This window comes from Cedecea sp. P7760 (assembly GCF_013386425.1).
Classification (GTDB): Bacteria; Pseudomonadota; Gammaproteobacteria; order Enterobacterales; family Enterobacteriaceae; genus Cedecea; species Cedecea selenatireducens.
The window spans coordinates 26,423-47,043 of sequence record NZ_JACARU010000011.1; the positions used below are offsets into that span (position 1 = coordinate 26,423).

A 20,621-nucleotide genomic window follows, 5' to 3' on the forward strand; every position below is an offset into this window, starting at 1 on the left:
AAACCTTCCGTTAAATCGTCCTGAATACCAGAAGCAGCAGACACGCAAACACCGGCACCGCCGCTGTCAGACTGTCAATGCGGTCAAGAATACCACCATGTCCTGGGATAAGGTGACCACTATCTTTAATACCGGCCTCGCGCTTGAACATACTCTCGGTTAAATCACCCAGCACGGACGCCAGCGCGGCGACAATGGAACAGGTTAGCAGAACAACAGGCGCAACGTTTAAATCAGCCCACATGCCGAACAGCAAAGAGATAACGGCAGACGTCGCAAGACCGCCGATAAACCCCTGCCAGGTCTTGCCTGGGGAAACCTTTGGCGCAAGCTTATGCTTGCCAAACATTTTCCCAAAGACATAAGCGCCTGAATCTGCGCCCCACACCAGCACCATCACGTACAACAGCCAGATTGAACCGCTGTAGTGGTTAATATCATAATGCCAGCTACGCAGCGCGACCATGCCCCAGAAGAACGGAATAATGGTTAGCAGGCCAAAGACCAGGCGGATCGGCTTAGAATTGCGCCACAGCGCCGCAGAGGCCGGGTAAAACAGAACCAGCAACAGCGCCGCTACCCACCAGACCAACGAAGCCCAAAGCGAGATTTCAATTACCGGTAAATGCACCGAATGCCGGTACTCTGGCAGCGAAATCAGCATGACCGCAAGCAGCAGCCCACAAAGAACGGCCAGCCAGACGCGCTGTGAACGCGCAACGAAACCAGCAAGTTGACCCCATTCCCATGCAGCCAGCATACAAATGACCAGCGTAGCAATCGCAAAGCCTACTGGCGGAAGCCAAAACAGCGCCGCGATTACAATGGGAATCATAATAAACGCGGAAATCAGGCGATACTTCAGCAAAAGTGACCCCCAACAGGCTTATTCACCACCAGGTGCTGTGCCACCAAAACGACGCTCTCGGGTTGCAAAAGCATTTAGCGCACCTTCAAAGTCTTGTTCATCGAAATCAGGCCAAAGAACATCGGTAAAATAAAGTTCCGCATAGGCAATTTGCCAGATGAGGAAATTACTGATGCGATGCTCTCCCCCTGTCCTAATTACTAAATCTACGGGAGCCAGTTCATGCATGCAGATCTGCTGACCGAGCAGTTCTTCATCTATCTGATCCGGGCGCAATGAGCCTTCCTGCACCTGCGACGCAAGCTGTCGCACTCCCTGAATGATATCCCAACGCCCGCCATAATTCGCGGCGATATTGAGCGTCAGCCCAGTATTCTCACTGGTTAATGCTTCAGCTTTTTTGATTCGTTCTTGCAGGCGGAGGTTGAATCGGCTGGTATCGCCGATTACCCGTAAGCGGACATTATGGCGGTGAAGGCTTTTAACCTCACTGTCTAATGCCCAGACGAACAGCTCCATCAATGCGGTCACTTCCTGAGCCGGGCGGTTCCAGTTCTCGCTGCTAAAAGCGTAAAGCGTCAGCGCATCAATGCCGTTGTTCGCTGCAAAGGTAACAGCCCGGCGTACCGATTTTGCGCCAGCTTTATGACCGAAAACCCTCATTTTCCCCTGACGCTTAGCCCACCGGCCGTTACCATCCATGATGATGGCAACATGGCGTGCGCCCTGCGTGATTAAGGATTCGCTTAATTGTTGATTAGCAGACAACATAACGCGTAATGATTCCCTGAAAAAAATTAAGCGGTACTCAGGAATACTGAAGCCTGGTGCACAAAAAAGCCGTGTTGTGACACGGCTTTCCACCTAACGCTCAGTCACATCTGGCGATTAAGTGGCGCAGACTATATCACTGAAGCACAAAGCGAACAAATGGCGGCACTTCAGCCGGCTGAATTATCACCGGCTTGCGAGGTTCATCACTTGTTTTTTGGCGATTTCACGAGCAATTGCATCCACACGCAGCACTTCTTCCACGCTTTGCGGTTCGCTTAAGTTCATTGCCTCAAGCACGCTGCGGTTTAACACCGCGATGTCGGTAAACCGCACCTGCTGATTCAGGAAAGCCTCAACGACCACTTCATTTGCCGCATTAAGCGCGGTAGTCGCCGCCTGCCCTTGCGCACTCGCATCAATAGCGAGTTTCAGGCATGGATAACGTTCGAAATCAGGCTCCATAAAGGTCAACGAGCCTGTTTTACAGAAATCGAGCGGTGCGACGCCGGATTCAACGCGTGCAGGGTAAGCCATAGCATGCGCGATAGGCGTGCGCATATCAGGCGCTCCCAGCTGAGCAAGTACGCTGCCGTCACGGTAGCGAACCATTGAGTGAATGACCGACTGAGGATGAATCAGCACTTCCATCTGTGCTGCAGATGCGTTGAATAACCAACGCGCTTCAATGTATTCGAGACCTTTATTCATCATGGTGGCGGAGTCGACGGAAATTTTACGCCCCATCGACCAGTTCGGGTGGCTGCATGCCTGATCGGGCGTCATTGCCGCTAAATCCGCATAAGCCGTTTCCCGGAACGGGCCACCCGATCCGGTGAGGATAATTGACGATACGCCATTATCCTCAAGGCTAGCGTATCCCAGGTTCCGCTGAATTGTTTCCGGCAAACTCTGAAAAATCGCGTTGTGTTCGCTGTCAATCGGCAACAATTGCGCCTTACTGCGTGCAACGGCTTCCATAAACAGTCGCCCGCAGGTGATCAGTGACTCTTTATTCGCCAGTAACACCTGCTTGCCCGCAGAAATAGCGGCCAGCGTAGGCGGCAGCCCGGCTACGCCAACGATAGCGGCCATCACCTGATCCACTTCACTTAACGCCGTAACTTCACAGGCCGCCTGCTCGCCCGCCAGTACCTCAGTTTTACTCCCCTGCTCTTTCAGGAGATTACGGACTTCCGCAGCCGCTGACTCGCTGGCCATCACCGCAAACCGCGGCGAAAACTCCAGGCACTGCTCAACCATTTTCCCGACGTTGCTGCCCGCAACCAATGCCGTTATGGCAAATTTGTCAGGATTATGACGAACGACGCTCAGCGTGCTGACGCCAATAGAGCCGGTGGATCCAAGAATAGTGAGCTGCTTCATGAGGTACTCAAAGTCGTAAAATGAAGGATTAATGGCGCATTAGTTTGCGGCGCAAGGCGCCCGTTGTCTATGCCTTTGCCTGACGTTTTATAAAGCAAAACGCCGCCCGTAAACGCTTCGCGATGCGCGAGGGCTTACTGAACGGCGTTATACTCGTCATACTTCAAGCTGCAGGTGCGTTACCTGCATACGTCCACTTCAGTCACATAGTTAGCAATGCTCCTGAAGATGTCCGTCTTTGCCGCCTTCCTGCAACTCGAATTATCTAGAGTATATACACAAAAAAAATGTGGTTTAGAACTGCATCAGCTCGGTTTCTTTTTCAGACAGAGCCGCATCCACTTTCTTAATGGCTGCATCAGTCAGTTTCTGCACGTCATCCTGAGAACGACGATCGTCATCTTCGCTGATCTCTTTGTCTTTCAGCAGGGCTTTAACTTTGTCGTTAGCGTCACGACGAACGTTACGTACCGCAACGCGTGCGCCTTCGGCTTCGCCACGTACGATTTTAATCAGATCTTTACGACGTTCTTCAGTCAGCGGAGGCAGTGGAACACGGATATCGGTACCCGCAGAGCTTGGGTTCAGACCGAGGTCAGAAGCCATGATCGCTTTTTCAACCGCCGGGCCCAAAGAACGATCGAAGACGTTGATCTTCAGGGTGCGGGTATCCTCAACGGTAACGCTGGCCAGCTGACGCAGCGGAGTTGGCGTACCGTAGTATTCCACTACGATACCGTCCAGCAGGCTTGGAGAAGCACGGCCGGTACGGATTTTGCTGATTTGGTTTTTAAACGCTTCGACGCATTTATCCATACGCACTTCAGCATCTTTTCTGATATCGCTAATCACGTTACGAATCCTTGAAAACTGGTTTAAGGCGGACCACGCTTATTCACGGCAGCAGTGACGCTGCAGGCTAAGTATAGTCCCGTTTATTCCTGGCTGTAGATAAAGCCAAATCTTACCCTGATTACAGGGCAACTGAAATTATTCAGTAATTAAAGTGCCTTCTTTCTCACCCATTACCACGCGACGCAGCGCACCCGGCTTATTCATGTTGAACACGCGGATCGGCAATTTGTGGTCGCGAGCAAGGGTAAACGCGGCTAGATCCATAACTTTAAGTTCTTTATCAAGAACTTCAGTGTAGGTCAGCTGCTCGTACAGCGTCGCAGCAGGATCTTTCACCGGATCGGCGGTAAACACGCCATCCACCTTGGTGGCTTTCAGCACCACGTCTGCTTCAATTTCAATCCCGCGCAGGCAGGCGGCAGAGTCAGTGGTAAAGAACGGGTTACCGGTACCGGCAGCAAGAATAACCACGCGGTTCGCGCGCAGCAGGCTAATCGCTTCTGCCCAGCTGTAGTTGTCGCAAACGCCATTCAATGGAATAGCGGACATCAGGCGGGCGTTCACATAGGCGCGGTGGAGCGCATCACGCATCGCCAGGCCGTTCATGACGGTCGCCAGCATGCCCATGTGGTCGCCCACGACGCGGTTCATGCCGGCTTTTGCCAGACCTGCACCACGGAATAAGTTGCCACCGCCGATTACCACCCCGACCTGAATGCCAAGTTCCACCAGCTCTTTAATTTCCTGAGCCATACGGTCCAGAATACTCGCGTCAATACCAAAGCCTTCTGTGCCTTGCAGAGCTTCGCCGCTCAGTTTGAGCAGAATACGTTTGTAGACGGGTTTTGCATTGGTAGCCATGTTTCTTTCCTGAGAACAGTCAACGAATGGGGGATGGTTAATTCTGGCGACATTCTGTCGCATTTCAGCCCGCTCGCCTAACGGAGCGCTCTGAAACTGTAAAGCTGGATAAAAAGGAACCGCCGGTTGGCGGTTCCTTTTAAGCCATTAAGACTGCTTGGACATAGCAGCAACTTCTGCTGCAAAGTCAGTCTCAACTTTCTCGATGCCTTCACCCACTTCGAAGCGGATGAAGTTAGTCACGTCAGCGTTGTGCTCTTTCAGCAGCTGAGCAACAGTTTTGCTTGGGTCCATCACGAACGGCTGACCAGTCAGAGAAACTTCGCCGGTGAATTTCTTCATGCGGCCTTCAACCATTTTCTCTGCGATTTCTTTTGGTTTACCGGACTGCATCGCGATGTCCAGCTGAACCTGGTATTCTTTCTCTACAACTTCTGCAGAAACGTCTTCAGGTTTAACGAACTCAGGCTTGCTTGCAGCGATGTGCATTGCCAGCTGTTTAACCAGCTCTTCATCAGCGCCTTTAGCCGCAACCAGAACACCGATACGTGCGCCGTGCTGGTAAGAACCCAGAACTTCGCCTTCCAGGGAAGAAACGCGACGGATGTTGATGTTCTCACCGATTTTAGCAACCAGTGCAACGCGCTCTTCTTCGAACTGCGCTTTCAGAACTTCAACGTCGGTGATTTTGCCAGCAACTGCTGCATCCAGAACTTTATTAGCAAACGCCTGGAAACCGCCGTCTTTAGCTACGAAGTCGGTCTGGCAGTTAACTTCCAGAATCACGCCGTAGTTGCCGTCGATCTTAGTGATGATCACGCCGTCAGCAGCAACGTTGCCTGCTTTTTTAGCTGCTTTGATCGCACCGGATTTACGCATGTTCTCGATTGCCAGCTCGATGTCGCCGTTGGCTTCGGTCAGCGCTTTTTTACAATCCATCATGCCAGCGCCAGTACGCTCACGCAGCTCTTTTACCAGGGATGCGGTAATTTCAGCCATTCTAAAATCCTCGGAGATGTGGCCTGCCCGACACGGTGGCCAGACGGGCTTAAAAGTGAAAAAGGGGCCATAAAAAGGCCCCTAACCAAACGAGATACTACCTGGTTAAATAAGGGCTCTGGCGAGCGTGCCTTATTATTCTGCTTCTACGAAGCTTTCTTCCGCCTGAGAAGCCAGATCCTGAGAACGGCCTTCACGAACGGTTGCAGCTACAGCGCCCAGGTACAGGCTAACAGCACGGATAGCATCGTCGTTACCAGGGATAACGAAATCAACACCGTCCGGATCAGAGTTGGTATCAACGATAGCAAATACTGGGATACCCAGGTTGTTTGCTTCTTTGATAGCGATGTGCTCGTGATCGGCATCGATAACAAACAGTGCGTCCGGCAGGCCGCCCATGTCTTTGATACCGCCCAGGCTGTTTTCCAGCTTGTCCAGCTCACGAGTGCGCATCAGCGCTTCTTTCTTAGTCAGCTTGTCGAAAGTACCGTCTTGAGCCTGAATTTCCAGGTCTTTCAGACGTTTGATGGACTGACGAACGGTTTTCCAGTTAGTCAGCATGCCGCCCAACCAGCGATGGTTCACGAAGAACTGATCGCAGCTGTTAGCAGCGTCTTTCACCGCTTCGCTTGCAGCGCGTTTAGTACCAACGAAAAGGATTTTGCCTTTGCGAGAAGAAATCTTGTTCAGTTCAGCCAGCGCTTCGTTGAACATTGGTACAGTTTTCTCAAGGTTGATGATGTGAACTTTGTTACGTGCGCCGAAGATGAAAGGCTTCATTTTCGGGTTCCAGTAACGGGTCTGGTGACCAAAGTGAACACCAGCCTTGAGCATGTCGCGCATGGAAACAGTAGCCATGTTTTAAAACCTCTATATAAAGTATGGGGTTATGCCTCCACGTATCCCATATTGCCGACCCCAAAGGGCACCCCGGAACATGTGTCGATACGTGTGTGTTATTTACACAAAGTGAGCGTATTTGGCTGTACCCGAAAAATCGGAATACAAGTCCGGCGCGCTTTATACCATAAATGGCGCTCAGACTCCAATAGTTGTTGCCGTGATGCCCGTTTGATGATTCTCAATTTTGCAGGGAGACGCCCCCCCTGATACCATTACAGCAACTTCCCTGCTCATTTCATGTCGACGTTATCGACATCTGCGGATCTGATATGGCTATCTCAATTAAGACACCTGAAGAAATCGAAAAAATGCGCATCGCTGGCCGCCTGGCTGCCGAAGTGCTGGAAATGATCGAACCCCACGTAAAACCGGGTATTACCACCGGCGAGCTGGATCGCATCTGTAATGACTACATCGTGAATGAACAGCAGGCCATTTCCGCCTGTCTGGGCTACCACGGCTTCCCAAAATCGGTCTGTATTTCTATCAATGAAGTGGTTTGCCACGGCATTCCAGACGATGAAAAAGCGCTGAAAGACGGCGATATCGTTAACATCGACGTCACCGTTATCAAAGACGAATACCACGGCGATACCTCAAAGATGTTCATCGTAGGTAATCCAACGATTCTTGGCGAACGCCTGTGCCGCATCACCCAGGAAAGTCTCTATCTGGCGCTGCGCATGGTGAAGCCGGGCATCCGTCTGCGCACCCTTGGCGCGGCTATCCAGAAGTTCGTTGAGGCCGAAGGTTTCTCCGTTGTGCGCGAGTACTGTGGTCACGGCATTGGCCGCGTGTTCCATGAAGAACCACAGGTTCTTCACTACGACGCAGACGACGGCGGCGTGGTACTTCAGCCGGGCATGACCTTCACCATCGAACCTATGGTCAACGCCGGTGATTACCGCATTCGCACCATGAAAGACGGCTGGACGGTGAAAACCAAAGATCGCAGCTTGTCTGCTCAATACGAGCATACTATTGTGGTGACGGAGAACGGCTGCGAGATTATGACCCTGCGTAAAGATGACACCATCCCTGCAGTGATTTCGCATAACGAATGATGCCCTGACGTCAGTCAGCAATCTAAGCCGGCCCTGAGCCGGCTTTTTTTATGGGTAGCGCACAATGAGTCCAGCTTTACCAGAGCAGTTTGCCAACACCACCGAACCCGAGATTTCCGGCCAGCCGGACTATCCAAACAGTTGGCAGGAAGCCGAACTTAACTGCGCGGACATCAAGTCGCACTTAGATACTTTCCAGAAATGGCTGGGTACGGCCTTTGATAGCGGCATTTCCGCTGAACGGCTGATTGAAGCCCGCACCGAATTTATCGATCAGCTGCTGCAGCGGCTGTGGATAGCTTATGGCTTTGCCGATGTTCCGGAAGCCGCGCTGGTTGCCGTGGGCGGCTATGGTCGCGCCGAGCTACACCCGCTGTCGGATATCGACCTGCTGATCCTGAGCCGCAAGCGGCTGACCGATGCCCAGGCGCAAAAAATCGGCGAGCTGCTGACCCTGCTTTGGGACGTGAAGCTGGAAGTCGGCCACAGCGTACGCACGCTGGAAGAGTGCCTGCTGGAAGGCTTATCAGACCTGACGGTGGCCACCAACCTTATCGAGTCTCGCCTGTTAATTGGCGACGTGGCCCTGTTCCTTGAACTCCAGAAACATATATTCAGTGAAGGCTTCTGGCCGTCGGCGAAGTTTTTTGCTGCCAAGGTTGAAGAGCAAAACGAGCGTCACCAGCGCTACCACGGCACCAGCTACAATCTTGAACCCGATATTAAAAGCAGCCCCGGCGGCCTGCGTGATATTCACACGCTGCAGTGGGTGGCCCGCCGCCACTTCGGTGCGACCTCAATGGGGGAAATGGTCGATTTTGGCTTCCTGACCGAAGCGGAGCGCAAAGAGCTTGATGAATGCCAGCATTTACTGTGGCGCATTCGCTTTGCTCTGCACCTCGAGGTTAATCGCTACGATAACCGCCTGCTGTTTGACCGCCAGCTTAGCGTGGCCCAGCGCCTGCACTACAGCGGCGAGGGCAACGAGCCGGTCGAACACATGATGAAGGATTTCTACCGCGTTACACGCCGCGTGGGCGAGCTGAACCAGATGCTTCTGCAGCTGTTCGACGAAGCTATTCTGGCGCTTGATGCCAGCGAAAAACCACGTCCGCTGGACGATGATTTCCAGCTGCGCGGCACGCTCATCGATTTGCGGGACGAAACTCTGTTCATGCGCGAACCGCAGGCTATCCTGCGCATGTTCTACATGATGGTACGAAATCGCGACATCACCGGCATTTACTCAACCACCCTGCGCCATCTTCGCCACGCCCGCCGTCACCTGACCCAGCCGCTTTGCTATATTCCGGAAGCCCGCGAGCTGTTTCTCGTGATGCTGCGTCATCCTGGCGCGGTAAGCCGTGCGCTGCTGCCAATGCATCGCCATAGCGTGCTGTGGGCCTATATGCCGCAGTGGTCGCACATCGTCGGCCAGATGCAGTTCGACCTGTTCCACGCCTACACGGTGGACGAACACACCATTCGCGTCCTGCAAAAGCTGGAAAGCTTCGCCAAAGAAGAAACACGCTCGAAGCACCCGCTGTGCGTCGATCTGTGGCCTCGCCTGTCGCACCCGGAGCTGATCTTAATCGCCGCGCTGTTCCACGACATCGCCAAAGGGCGAGGCGGCGATCATTCCGTGCTGGGAGCGCAGGACGTTCTTAAGTTTGCCGAACTTCACGGGCTGAACTCGCGGGAAACCCAACTGGTTGCCTGGCTGGTTCGTCAGCACCTGCTGATGTCCGTCACCGCCCAGCGTCGTGATATTCAGGATCCGGAAGTCATCAAGCAGTTTGCCGAAGAAGTTCAGACCGAAAACCGGCTGCGCTACCTGGTCTGCCTGACGGTCGCAGATATCTGCGCAACCAACGAAACGCTGTGGAACAGCTGGAAGCAAAGCCTGCTGCGTGAGCTGTACTTCGCTACCGAAAAGCAGCTGCGCCGCGGGATGCAGAACAGCCCTGACATGCGCGAACGCGTCCGCCACCACCAGCTTCAGGCGCTTGCACTGCTGCGGATGGATAATATCAACGAGGAAGCCCTGCACCATATCTGGGCGCGCTGCCGGGCCAACTATTTTGTTCGCCATACGCCAAACCAGATAGCCTGGCATGCACGTCATTTGTTGAAGCACGATCTCAGTCAGCCGATGATCCTGCTTAGCCCACAGGCAACGCGCGGCGGCACGGAGATCTTTATCTGGAGCCCGGACAGGCCTTATCTGTTTGCCGCCGTCTGCGCCGAACTCGACCGGCGTAACCTCAGCGTGCACGACGCGCAGATCTTCACGACCCGTGACGGCATGGCGATGGACACCTTTATCGTGCTCGAACCCGACGGCAGCCCGCTGTCGATTGATCGACACAATATTATTCGTCACAGCCTTGAGCAAGCGATCACCCAGACGACCTGGCAGCCGCCGCAGCCTCGTCGCCAGTCGGCAAAACTGCGCCACTTTACCGTCGATACCGAAGTCAATTTCCTGCCAACCCACACCGACCGGCGTACGTTCCTTGAGCTGATTGCGCTCGATCAGCCTGGCCTGCTGGCGAGGGTGGGTGAAGTGTTTGCCGACCTCGGGATTTCGCTCTATGGGGCGAGAATTACGACAATTGGTGAGCGAGTAGAAGATTTATTTATAATCGCGACCGCAGACCGGCGTGCGCTTAATAATGTGCTCCAGCAGGAAGTGCAGCAACGGTTGACAGCGGCCCTTAATCCAAACGATAAATAACGGTCTTTTATTTTTTACCTTTTTGGCCCTCGGGCGACAGTCAAGTTCCCTGTCGCCCAAAAGTTGAAAGGTAAGTCACAATCAGGAAATGTTCATCATGCAGCAGCTACAAAATGTAATCGAATCCGCTTTCGAGCGTCGCGCCGAGATCACCCCGGCAAATGTTGATACCGTGACCCGCGAAGCGGTGAATCAGGTGATTGCCCTGCTCGACAGCGGTGCGCTGCGCGTTGCTGAAAAAATTGACGGCCAGTGGGTAACCCACCAGTGGCTGAAGAAAGCGGTTCTGCTTTCTTTCCGCATTAACGACAATAAAGTCATCGAAGGCGCTGAAAGCCGCTATTTCGATAAAGTCCCGATGAAATTCGCCGACTACGACGAAGCTCGTTTCCAGAAAGAAGGCTTCCGCGTTGTGCCACCTGCGGCGGTCCGCCAGGGTGCTTTCATCGCACGTAACACCGTGCTGATGCCTTCCTACGTCAACATCGGCGCCTACGTCGATGAAGGCACCATGGTTGATACCTGGGCGACCGTTGGCTCCTGCGCGCAGATTGGTAAAAACGTTCACCTGTCCGGCGGCGTCGGCATCGGTGGCGTACTTGAGCCGCTGCAGGCTAACCCAACCATCATCGAAGACAACTGCTTCATCGGCGCACGTTCCGAAGTCGTCGAAGGCGTGATCGTCGAAGAAGGTTCCGTTATCTCCATGGGCGTTTACATCGGCCAGAGCACCCGTATCTACGATCGCGAAACCGGTGAAGTGCACTACGGCCGCGTTCCGGCGGGCTCCGTTGTCGTTTCCGGCAACCTGCCTTCTAAAGACGGTTCCTACAGCCTGTACTGCGCGGTCATCGTGAAGAAAGTGGACGCCAAAACCCGCGGTAAAGTGGGCATCAACGAACTGCTGCGCACCATCGACTAAGTTTTTTGCACCAAAAGGCGGGTTATCCCGCCTTTTTTGCATCTGGCACTAGCGGAAAAGGAATTTTCCGTTAACTCTCTAATGGTTATTGATATTTAAGGGTACCGCTTATGTACGATAATTTAAAAAGTCTGGGTATTACCAATCCTGATGAAATCGATCGTTACAGCCTCCGGCAGGAAGCCAACAACGATATCCTGAAAGTCTATTTCCAGAAGGATAAGGGCGAGTTTTTTGCCAAAAGCGTGAAGTTTAAATACCCACGCCAGCGCAAAACCGTGGTGGCCGATGGTGTAGGCCAGGGCTACAAAGAAGTGCAGGAGATCAGCCCCAACCTGCGCTATGTCATCGATGAGCTCGATCAGCTTTGCCAGCGCGACCGCACCGAAGTCGATCTGAAGCGTAAGATCCTCGACGATCTGCGCCACCTCGAGTCAGTGGTGACCAACAAGATCAGCGAAATTGAATCCGATCTGGAAAAACTGACCCGTAACAAGTAGTTCAGTAACCCATAAAAAAGGGCCGCTTTTGCGGCCCTTTTCAGTTCTACACGGAGATTACTGCATCAACAGGTAAATCTGCGAATCACCACGCTGGATGCTCAGCGCCATCACCGACGGCTTGCTGTCCATCACTTTACGCAGCTCGGCGATGTTGTTCACCGCCTGCTGGTTCACGCCGACGATAATGTCACCTTTTTTCAGGCCAATACGCGCCGCCGGAGTATTTGGCTTCACGCTGGTGACCTGCACGCCTTTCTGATCTTTACCGCCGCGGTTGCTCATTTCAGCCCCGTCGATACCGGTAAAGATAGTGGCAGCATCCACCTGGTTCTGGGTGCTTTGCTGCAGCTCCAGGCTGACCGTCACCGGCTTGCCGTCGCGCAGCAGGCCCAGCGAGATTTTGCTGCCTACTGGCATAGAACCGACTTCTGCACGCAGCGCGGCGAAGCTACTGATAGGCTTATTATTCAGGGAGGTAATTACATCCCCGGCCTTAATGCCCGCTTTTGCGGCGGAAGAGTTCGGCATCACCTGGCTGACAAACGCGCCGCGCTGAGCGTCGACTTTCATCGCTTTCGCCAGCTCAGAGTTCAGCTCGGTGCCCAGAATCCCCAGCTCGCCGCGGCGAACCTGGCCGTACTGCACCATCTGAGCGGTCAGGTTTTTCACCATATTGCTCGGAATAGCGAAGCCGATACCGATGTTGCCGCCGTCCGGCGCCAGAATTGCGGTGTTGATCCCGATAAGCTCGCCGTTCAGGTTAACCAGCGCCCCACCGGAGTTACCGCGGTTAATCGCCGCATCGGTCTGGATAAAGTTTTCGTAGTTTTCAACGTTCAGGCCGCTACGACCCAGCGCCGAAACGATACCGGAGGTCACGGTTTCACCCAGGCCATACGGGTTCCCAATCGCCACGGTGTAGTCCCCTACGCGCAGCGCGTCGGAGTCGGCAATTTTAATCGCCGTCAGGTTTTTCGGATCCTGTAGCTGGATAAGCGCGATATCGGAGCGCGGGTCTTTACCCACCACTTTGGCGTCAAACTTACGGCCATCGCTCAGCTGAACCTTGATCACGCTGGCGTTATCCACCACGTGGTTATTGGTGACTACATAGCCTTTCGCTGCGTCAATAATGACGCCAGAACCCAGCGCCATAAATTTCTGCTGCTGGCTGCCGCCGTCGGCTCCGCCCTGACCACCGCCCTGACAGAACGGCGAGCTCTGGAACGGCGAACCGTCCTGGCAGAACGGTGAGTTATCACCGAAGAATTGCTGGAAATTACGCCCCATACGCGGAGTATTTACCGTTGTGCTCCCTTCAACGTTGATACTCACCACTGAAGGCATCACCTGCTCCAGCATCGGCGCAAGGCTTGGCAGCGGCTGCGCAGCAGATGCAGAAGAGGCCGTCTCAGCGGCGGAGGCAGACATCGGACTCAGCGCCAAACCCAGACTAAGAGCCAGCGCACTCATTGCTAACGTGGTTTTTTTCATGGAATCATCTCAACTTTCAAATAACGCAAAATTGCTGTGTTGGTGTACACCATTCAGAGTGAACTTTACGCGCTAAGTTCAGCGCTTAAGTGCATGGAAAAAGTAAAAAATTATTGGTCATCTTTACAAAACTCGCGAAAACCTCACTCCACCGCCATCAGGCGTCGATACTCATCCCAGGCGTATAAATCGGTCATTCCACTGATGTAATCCTGGATAAGCCTTGCACGGAAATAGTATTCCCACACGGAAAAATCAAGGCTTGCCGGGTGTAAAGCGTTCACCGCTTCCACATAGGCAAGCCTATGTTTGGTCGAAAGCTTATGGAAAAGGCGTGACGCGATAGGCAGACGGCGCAGGCTTTCCTTGCTGACCAGCTCCGTGAAATCCTCGGTTGAAAGTTCGAGTAAGGGACTGTAAATATCCAGTAAGCCGCTGATAACCCGGTAACCCTGCAGTTCCAGCTGTTCGATATCCGGGTGGCTGAACACCTGGCGCACGGCCACCTGTTTATACAGCTCCAGCAGCCGGGCAAACGGGCTGTCGTCCTCCAGCAGCGCATGATTGAACTCGCCGGAGTAAATCTCCGGTAAATTGTCGATAAAGCGCTGGGCGGCATACGGGGCCAGCTTGTTCAGCGTATTGACGCGCAGATACATAAAGAACTGATCTTCCGCGCTGCGTCGCATTTGATTGGTGCGGGATTTATCCCAGGCATCTTTCACCACCAGCTCAAAGAGATCGCCCTTCGCCTGCTCTCCCCATGACTCGCAGAGATGCTGATACAGTTGCTCAACGCTGAAAATACGTTTTTCGACGGCATCTTCCAGATCGGCCACGCAGTAAGAAATATCGTCCGCCGCTTCCATTATCCAGGTGAGAGGAAAACGGCTGTATTCGCCAAGATCCAGCTCTTTGCGCAGGCGGGCGATATACCCTTCTTCCGACAGATAAAAGCCCGGTTTTTTCATTAAATAAGCGTGGCTGGCAGGTGGCGTGTCGGCAAACCAGGCCGGACGGGTGTACTTGAGGATGCAGCCGACCTGCGCCCAGGTCAGGTTCATCCGCAGCAGGCTATGCACCAGGCGAATACCCTGTGCGTTCCCTTCGAAATGACATAAATCCTGACGCACTTTACTGCGCAATGCGTTTAAAGACTCTTCGCCTTCGCGCAGCCGTAAAACGTCCACCTTGCAGCGGTCTTCGCTACGGGGCTGGCCGCCGCTGTCTTTTGGCTGCAGGCGCTGGCGAAACCAGTCGTTAATCGCCGACTCGCCAAAATGGCCGAACGGGGGATTACCGATGTCATGCATCAGGCAGGCCATTTCCACTATGCTTTCAAACGGGCCGGTCAGCTCATCGAGGCCATATTTCTCCAGCGCCTTTTGCTCCTTCAGGCGGCTGAGGATCTCCTTGGCAATGTAGCGCCCTACCTGCTGAACCTCTAGCGAATGGGTAAGACGGGTGCGCACGGCGGCATTGCGTTCAAGCGGGAAGACCTGAGTTTTCTGCTGCAGGCGGCGGATGGCCGGAGAGTTGATTATCCTGCCGCGATCGCTTTCGAAGATGCGCAGGATCTCAAGTTCGCTCTTCACGCCTTCGGGCGAGCGGAAGCGTCGGTGCCAGTTAATTTTTTTGCGGAAGTCTATTTCGCTCATGCCCACTCCTGTTCCGTTGATAAGGAGACTGTTTGCCATGATAGACTATGCCCCGAAAATCGAGTCATGTTCCACCACATTAGCGAGTATCTCTATGAAAGCAGGCATTATTGGTGCAATGGAAGAAGAAGTTACGCTGCTGCGTGACAAAATCGAAAACCGTCACACTCTGAGCATCGCCGGTTGCGAAATTTATACCGGGACGCTGAACGGCGTTGAAGTGGCGCTGCTGAAGTCCGGCATCGGCAAAGTTTCTGCGGCCATGGGTGCTACGCTGCTGCTGGAACACTGCAAGCCGGACGTTATCATCAACACCGGTTCAGCAGGTGGCCTGGCGCCAACGCTGAAAGTAGGCGATATCGTGGTGTCCGACGAAGTACGCTATCACGATGCTGACGTCACCGCTTTCGGTTACGAGTATGGCCAGATGGCGGGCTGTCCGGCGGCTTTCGTTGCCGACAAAAAGCTTATCGACGCGGCAGAAACCTGCATTAAAGAGCTGGATCTGCACGCGGTTCGCGGCCTGATCGTCAGTGGCGACGCGTTTATTAACGGCTCCGTTGCGCTGGCAAAAATTCGCCACAACTTCCCGCAGGCCGTTGCGGTAGAAATGGAAGCGACGGCTATTGGCCACGTCTGCCATAACTTCCACACGCCGTTCGTGGTGGTTCGCGCTATCTCCGACGTCGCCGACCAGCAGTCTCACCTCAGCTTTGAAGAGTTCCTGGCCGTTGCGGCGAAACAATCCACCCTGATGGTGGAGAAACTGGTTCAGCATCTGGCTCGTGGCTAAGCTCATCCTTTGGCGCGGGGCCGCCGCCCTGCTCCTTTGCCTCCCGGCGCTGCTGTTGGCGGCGCCTCGGGTCATCTCCCTCTCACCCGCTAATACCGAACTGGCCTTCGCGGCCGGTATCACCCCTATTGCGGTGAGCGCTTACTCTGATTACCCACCTCAGGCAAAGCAGATTGAACAGTTAGCCAACTGGCAGGGCGTCAATTTCGAGCGCATTGTCGCCCTGAAGCCGGATGCGGTACTGGCCTGGCGCGGCGGTAATCCCGACAGGCAGGTTAACCAGCTTGTTTCGCTGGGGATCAAGGTCATCTGGCTGGATCCGAAAAGTGTCTCTGACGTTGAGGCCGCGCTGCGCCAGCTTGCACCGCTTAGCCCAACGCCTGAAAAAGCGCTGAAGGCCGCGGCTGAGCTTTCCCGTCAGTTTGCCGAGCTGAAAGCCCGCTACGGCCATACCCAAAGCAAAAAAGTGTTCCTGCAGTTCAGCCAGCAGCCGCTTTTTACCACCAGCAAAGAGTCGATTCAGAACGAAGTCGTTGAGCTATGCGGCGGGCAAAATATCTTTGCCGACAGCCGGGTGCCCTGGCCACAGGTCAGCCGTGAACAGGTGCTGATGCGCAAACCACAGGCTATTATTATTGCTGGCGATGCGAGCAATATTCCGTCCGTACGGCAGTTCTGGAGTAATCAGTTGAAAGTTCCGGTTATTGCCGTCAATGATGACTGGTTTACACGTTCCGGCCCGCGTATTATCCTCGCCGCAAAACAGCTCTGCGAAGAGCTGGCGAAAGCTTAACGTCACGCTCTGAGGGTCATAAATGCTGGTCTATTGGCTGGATATCGTCGGTACCGCCGTGTTTGCTATTTCCGGCGTTTTGCTAGCCGGAAAGCTGCGGATGGATCCCTTTGGCGTGCTGGTGCTTGGCGTGGTCACGGCGGTAGGCGGGGGCACGATCCGCGATATGGCGCTGGCTAACGGCCCGGTGTTTTGGGTGAAAGATCCCACGGACCTCGTCGTCGCTATGGTGACCTGTATGCTGACAATTGTGCTGATACGCCAGCCTCGCCGCTTGCCTAAGTGGGTTCTTCCCGTGCTCGATGCCGTCGGCCTGGCGGTGTTTGTGGGTATTGGCGTTAACAAGGCTTTTCTGGCGCATGCCAGCCCGCTGGTTGCAATCTGCATGGGCGTAATTACCGGGGTAGGCGGCGGGATCATCCGCGACGTGCTGGCGCGCGAAATCCCTATGATTTTGCGCACTGAGATTTACGCCACCGCCTGCATTATCGGCGGTATCGTCCACGCCACGGCTTACCACACCTTTAACGTCCCGCTGGATCAGGCCAGTATGATTGGCATGGTGGTGACTTTGGTGATTCGCCTGGCGGCCATCTACTGGCACCTTAAACTGCCGACCTTTGCGCTAAATGACCGACAATAGCGATAAAAAAAGCCGCGTTTGATACGCGGCTTTCTTGTTTCAGCTGAACATCAGATGCTGAAGGAAGAACCACACCCACAGGTGCTTTTTGCGTTCGGGTTGGTCACCACGAAGCGGGAGCCTTCCAGGCCTTCGCTGTAATCTACCGCGCCGCCGACCAGGTATTGCAGGCTCATCGGATCCACAACCAGAGCAACGCCCTGTTTCTCGATGGTCATGTCGCCGTCGTTAATCTGGTCGTCAAAGGTGAAGCCATACTGGAAGCCGCTGCAACCACCACCGGTGATATAGACGCGAAGTTTCAGATCAGGGTTCTCTTCGTCTGCAATCAGACTTTTCACTTTATTGGCTGCTGCTTCGGTAAACTGCAGCGGCAGCGCTACGTCATCACTCATTTTTTGCTCCCAACAATGAACAAGTCGGGCAGAAAATAACCCGCACTTTAGCGGCATTATCTAATACCCTGGTAAATCGTTCAAGTATTCTGCCCGGCAGAAGCCAGCTCGTTCGCTCTGGCCTTCTCAGCCTCTTGTTTTGCCAGCGTTCTTGCCAGAATAACCGAGTATAAAGGTTTTCCGCCCAGGAATTGTGCCAACAGTGTGGCCCCAAGGCAGGTGATTATCATTGGCAGAATGAGCTGGTAATTATCCGTCATCTCAAGCACCAGCACGATTGCGGTCAACGGCGCGCGCAGTGAAGCCGCCAGCAGCGCCCCCATTCCGGCAATCGCAAAAGTCCCCATATCAAGGTGATAAGCCGGGAACCAGGCCGCACAGGCCGTACCGAAAGCCGTGCCTAACAGCGTGCCCAGCGCCAGCATTGGGGCAAAAATACCCCCCGGCGCGCCGGAGGAAAAACACAGCAGCGTCGTGATAACGCGAGCCACAAACAGGAACAGCAGCATGCCGATGGTGTAGTTCCCCATCGCCGCAATTGGGATCAGGCTAAACCCGCCGCCGGACGCCGCCTGCTGAATAAGCCCCAGCACGCCGCAAAGTCCACCGATGAGGCCGCCAATCAGCACCCATTTCTTAATATTGCCGCCGTGGATGCGCTGGAACATATCCTGAGCGCCAATCACCAGCCGGTTAAATACCACGCCGACAATGCCAAAGATCATGCCGAGAATCAGGTACAGCCACAGCGTGTTGACCGGCGCATCCGCCAGTTTGCCGACCTGAATCACCGTCGTTTCGGTATTAAAGATACGGAACACGATGCTCGACATAATCACGCCGATAAACACCGCTTTTATCGAAATCAGGTTGTAGCGGAACTGGCTACGCATCTCTTCGATGATAAACAGAATCCCGGCAAGAGGCGCATTAAACGCGGCGGACAAGCCTGCGGCTGCGCCGGTCGCCAGCAGCGAGTGCCGGGCTTCTGCGCCTTTCATGCGAAAAATGTCGGTGACCATTCGCCCTATATTACCGCCGAGCTGTACCGTTGGCCCTTCCCGCCCCAGCACCATTCCTGCACCAAGCGTGCCCATCCCGCCGATGAATTTCACCGGGATCACGCGCCACCAGCGCACCGGCCGCAAATCTTCCAGTGCACCTTCTATTTCAGGAATCCCCGAACCACCGGCCTCCGGCGCAAAGCGACGCACCAGAAAATACCCCACCATCGCCAGCAGCGCGGAGCTGATAAACGCCAGCGGCCACACCAGCCAGGCGCTGTCAGCAACCTGCGCCAACATACCGATACGGTGCTGCAGCACCCAGTTGACCGATTTCTCAAACGCCACGCCGACCAGGCCCGCCAGGGTTCCCACGATGGCAGCCATCAATAGAATCATTAGCGGCATTTTATCCTGGCCAATCAGGCGACGCAGAATAGCGCCGCGACGCTGGCTTACGCTTTGCGCCGGGTCGAGAGAATCATGGGCTAAATTCATGGGTTCAAACCGTTTAGTCATACAAATAAGGCGGGCATTTTACCCACAGAACACACCTTCGTCTTATTAAATTCCCTAATAAACCGTAACGTTTGATTTGGGCAAATATTTCAACGCAGCGCAGGTTTCACATAGAATAGCCCGCTGTCACCATTTCCACGAATCAGGAGCCGATTCATGAGTAAGTCTGAAAACCTGTACGCCGCAGCCCGCCAGGTCATTCCCGGCGGCGTTAACTCACCGGTACGCGCCTTTACCGGCGTGGGCGGTGTGCCACTGTTTATCGAGCGTGCGGACGGGGCTTACCTGTATGACGCGGACGGTAAAGCCTATATTGATTACGTCGGCTCGTGGGGCCCAATGGTGCTCGGCCACAACCATCCGGCGATCCGCAATGCGGTCATCGAAGCCGTTGAGCGCGGTCTGAGCTTTGGGGCGCCAACCGAAATGGAAGTGAAAATGGCGGAGCTGGTTTGCGAACTGGTTCCGACCATGGATATGGTTCGTATGGTGAACTCCGGTACCGAAGCCACCATGAGCGCCATCCGCCTGGCTCGCGGCTACACCGGCCGCGATAAAATCATCAAGTTCGAAGGCTGCTATCACGGCCACGCGGACTGCCTGCTGGTGAAAGCCGGATCCGGCGCGCTGACACTCGGCCAGCCAAACTCGCCGGGCGTACCGGCAGACTTTGCGAAACACACGCTGACCTGCACCTACAACGATCTGGTCTCCGTCCGCGAAGCCTTTGAGCAATATCCGCAGGATGTGGCCTGTATCATCGTTGAGCCGGTTGCCGGCAACATGAACTGCATTCCGCCTCACGCAGACTTCCTGCCGGGCCTGCGTGCGCTGTGCGACGAATTCGGCGCATTGCTGATTATCGATGAAGTTATGACCGGCTTCCGCGTGGCGCTGGCTGGCGCTCAGTCTTACTATGACGTCGAGCCAGACCTGACCTGCCTCGGCAAAATCATCGGCGGCGGGATGCCGGTAGGTGCCTTCGGCGGCCGCCGTGAAATCATGGACGCGCTGGCGCCAACCGGCCCGGTTTACCAGGCGGGTACGCTTTCCGGCAACCCAATTGCGATGGCGGCTGGCTTCGCCTGCCTGACCGAAGTCTCTCAGCCTGGCGTCCATCAGACTCTGACCGAACTGACGGAAATGCTGGCTACCGGCCTGCTTAAGGCGGCAAAAGCAGAAAACATCCCGCTGGTGGTGAATAACGTCGGCGGCATGTTCGGCCTGTTCTTCACCGATGCAGAAACAGTGACCGGCTATAAAGACGTGGTGGCGTGCGACGTGGAGCGCTTCAAGCGCTTCTTCCACCTGATGCTGCAAGAAGGCGTTTACCTGGCACCGTCCGCGTTTGAGGCGGGCTTTATGTCAGTGGCTCATAGCAAAGAAGATATTCAGAGAACCATCGACGCGGCGCGCCGCGTGTTTGCAAAACTGTAATATCTACCCTCAC

19 protein-coding genes are annotated in these 20,621 nt (G+C 54.5%); 8 read left to right on the forward strand and 11 right to left on the reverse strand.

Annotation, left to right across the window (positions count from 1 at the left end):
* Nucleotides 1-10 precede the first annotated feature (10 nt).
* The 7 genes from cdsA to rpsB all read right to left on the reverse strand — a co-directional run bounded on the left by cdsA (nt 11) and on the right by rpsB (nt 6,601).
* Nucleotides 11-868 (reverse strand): phosphatidate cytidylyltransferase, encoded by an 858-nt coding sequence (cdsA, locus tag HX778_RS04540; RefSeq protein ID WP_038475443.1) that lies wholly within the window; start codon nt 866-868, stop codon nt 11-13.
* Nucleotides 869-886: 18 nt separating this feature from the next.
* Nucleotides 887-1,639 (reverse strand): (2E,6E)-farnesyl-diphosphate-specific ditrans,polycis-undecaprenyl-diphosphate synthase, encoded by a 753-nt coding sequence (ispU, locus tag HX778_RS04545; RefSeq protein WP_038475445.1) that lies wholly within the window; start codon nt 1,637-1,639, stop codon nt 887-889.
* A 186-nt stretch (nt 1,640-1,825) separates the two neighbouring features.
* Complete coding sequence (ispC, locus tag HX778_RS04550; RefSeq protein WP_176981389.1) at nt 1,826-3,025, reverse strand: 1-deoxy-D-xylulose-5-phosphate reductoisomerase; 1,200 nt, start codon at nt 3,023-3,025, stop codon at nt 1,826-1,828.
* Between the two features lie 294 nt (nt 3,026-3,319).
* Nucleotides 3,320-3,877 carry a ribosome recycling factor gene (gene frr / locus HX778_RS04555; RefSeq protein WP_038475447.1) on the reverse strand — a complete coding sequence of 186 codons (558 nt, stop codon included), beginning with the start codon at nt 3,875-3,877 and terminating at the stop codon, nt 3,320-3,322.
* Between the two features lie 138 nt (nt 3,878-4,015).
* Nucleotides 4,016-4,741, reverse strand: coding sequence for a UMP kinase (pyrH, locus tag HX778_RS04560; RefSeq protein ID WP_038475448.1), 726 nt, complete (start codon nt 4,739-4,741; stop codon nt 4,016-4,018).
* Between the two features lie 147 nt (nt 4,742-4,888).
* Nucleotides 4,889-5,740 carry a translation elongation factor Ts gene (tsf, locus tag HX778_RS04565; protein ID WP_008456925.1) on the reverse strand — a complete coding sequence of 284 codons (852 nt, stop codon included), beginning with the start codon at nt 5,738-5,740 and terminating at the stop codon, nt 4,889-4,891.
* 135 nt (nt 5,741-5,875) lie between these two features.
* Nucleotides 5,876-6,601, reverse strand: a complete 726-nt coding sequence (gene rpsB, locus HX778_RS04570) for a 30S ribosomal protein S2 (RefSeq protein WP_038475450.1) — start codon at nt 6,599-6,601, stop codon at nt 5,876-5,878.
* Nucleotides 6,602-6,915: 314 nt separating this feature from the next.
* Between rpsB and map the strand changes: the two genes are divergently transcribed.
* From map to HX778_RS04590, 4 genes are all read left to right on the forward strand, one after another.
* Nucleotides 6,916-7,710 carry a type I methionyl aminopeptidase gene (gene map, locus HX778_RS04575; protein ID WP_038475452.1) on the forward strand — a complete coding sequence of 265 codons (795 nt, stop codon included), beginning with the start codon at nt 6,916-6,918 and terminating at the stop codon, nt 7,708-7,710.
* A 64-nt stretch (nt 7,711-7,774) separates the two neighbouring features.
* On the forward strand, nt 7,775-10,447 hold the full coding sequence (gene glnD, locus HX778_RS04580) for a bifunctional uridylyltransferase/uridylyl-removing protein GlnD (RefSeq protein ID WP_038475453.1): 2,673 nt from the start codon (nt 7,775-7,777) through the stop codon (nt 10,445-10,447).
* Between the two features lie 97 nt (nt 10,448-10,544).
* Nucleotides 10,545-11,369 carry a 2,3,4,5-tetrahydropyridine-2,6-dicarboxylate N-succinyltransferase gene (gene dapD / locus HX778_RS04585; RefSeq protein WP_016534961.1) on the forward strand — a complete coding sequence of 275 codons (825 nt, stop codon included), beginning with the start codon at nt 10,545-10,547 and terminating at the stop codon, nt 11,367-11,369.
* Nucleotides 11,370-11,479: 110 nt separating this feature from the next.
* The gene (locus tag HX778_RS04590; protein ID WP_008456913.1) at nt 11,480-11,869 is read left to right on the forward strand and encodes a DUF3461 family protein; all 390 of its coding nucleotides are present in this window, start codon (nt 11,480-11,482) and stop codon (nt 11,867-11,869) included.
* Between the two features lie 57 nt (nt 11,870-11,926).
* Here HX778_RS04590 and degP read toward each other — a convergent pair whose 3' ends face one another.
* Nucleotides 11,927-13,366 carry a serine endoprotease DegP gene (gene degP / locus HX778_RS04595; RefSeq protein ID WP_176981390.1) on the reverse strand — a complete coding sequence of 480 codons (1,440 nt, stop codon included), beginning with the start codon at nt 13,364-13,366 and terminating at the stop codon, nt 11,927-11,929.
* 143 nt (nt 13,367-13,509) lie between these two features.
* Entirely contained in the window at nt 13,510-15,024 is a 1,515-nt protein-coding gene (gene dgt, locus HX778_RS04600) for a dGTPase (RefSeq protein WP_038475455.1), read from the reverse strand.
* Nucleotides 15,025-15,118: 94 nt separating this feature from the next.
* Between dgt and mtnN the strand changes: the two genes are divergently transcribed.
* The 3 genes from mtnN to HX778_RS04615 are packed head-to-tail and all read left to right on the forward strand — an operon-like array spanning nt 15,119 to nt 17,253.
* Nucleotides 15,119-15,817, forward strand: a complete 699-nt coding sequence (gene mtnN, locus HX778_RS04605) for a 5'-methylthioadenosine/S-adenosylhomocysteine nucleosidase (RefSeq protein WP_038482940.1) — start codon at nt 15,119-15,121, stop codon at nt 15,815-15,817.
* Nucleotides 15,810-16,610, forward strand: coding sequence for a vitamin B12 ABC transporter substrate-binding protein BtuF (gene btuF, locus HX778_RS04610; protein WP_038475456.1), 801 nt, complete (start codon nt 15,810-15,812; stop codon nt 16,608-16,610). Before mtnN ends, btuF begins: the two co-directional genes overlap by 8 nt.
* Before the next feature lie 22 nt (nt 16,611-16,632).
* Nucleotides 16,633-17,253, forward strand: a complete 621-nt coding sequence (locus HX778_RS04615) for a TRIC cation channel family protein (RefSeq protein WP_176981391.1) — start codon at nt 16,633-16,635, stop codon at nt 17,251-17,253.
* A gap of 50 nt (nt 17,254-17,303) precedes the next feature.
* Here HX778_RS04615 and erpA read toward each other — a convergent pair whose 3' ends face one another.
* Together erpA and clcA are read right to left on the reverse strand one after the other, a co-directional pair.
* On the reverse strand, nt 17,304-17,648 hold the full coding sequence (gene erpA / locus HX778_RS04620; protein ID WP_038475460.1) for an iron-sulfur cluster insertion protein ErpA: 345 nt from the start codon (nt 17,646-17,648) through the stop codon (nt 17,304-17,306).
* Between the two features lie 80 nt (nt 17,649-17,728).
* A complete protein-coding gene (clcA, locus tag HX778_RS04625) occupies nt 17,729-19,150 on the reverse strand; it encodes a H(+)/Cl(-) exchange transporter ClcA (protein WP_038475462.1) in 1,422 nt (473 codons plus the stop codon).
* A 177-nt stretch (nt 19,151-19,327) separates the two neighbouring features.
* Between clcA and hemL the strand changes: the two genes are divergently transcribed.
* The gene (hemL, locus tag HX778_RS04630) at nt 19,328-20,608 is read left to right on the forward strand and encodes a glutamate-1-semialdehyde 2,1-aminomutase (RefSeq protein WP_038475463.1); all 1,281 of its coding nucleotides are present in this window, start codon (nt 19,328-19,330) and stop codon (nt 20,606-20,608) included.
* Nucleotides 20,609-20,621 lie beyond the last annotated feature (13 nt).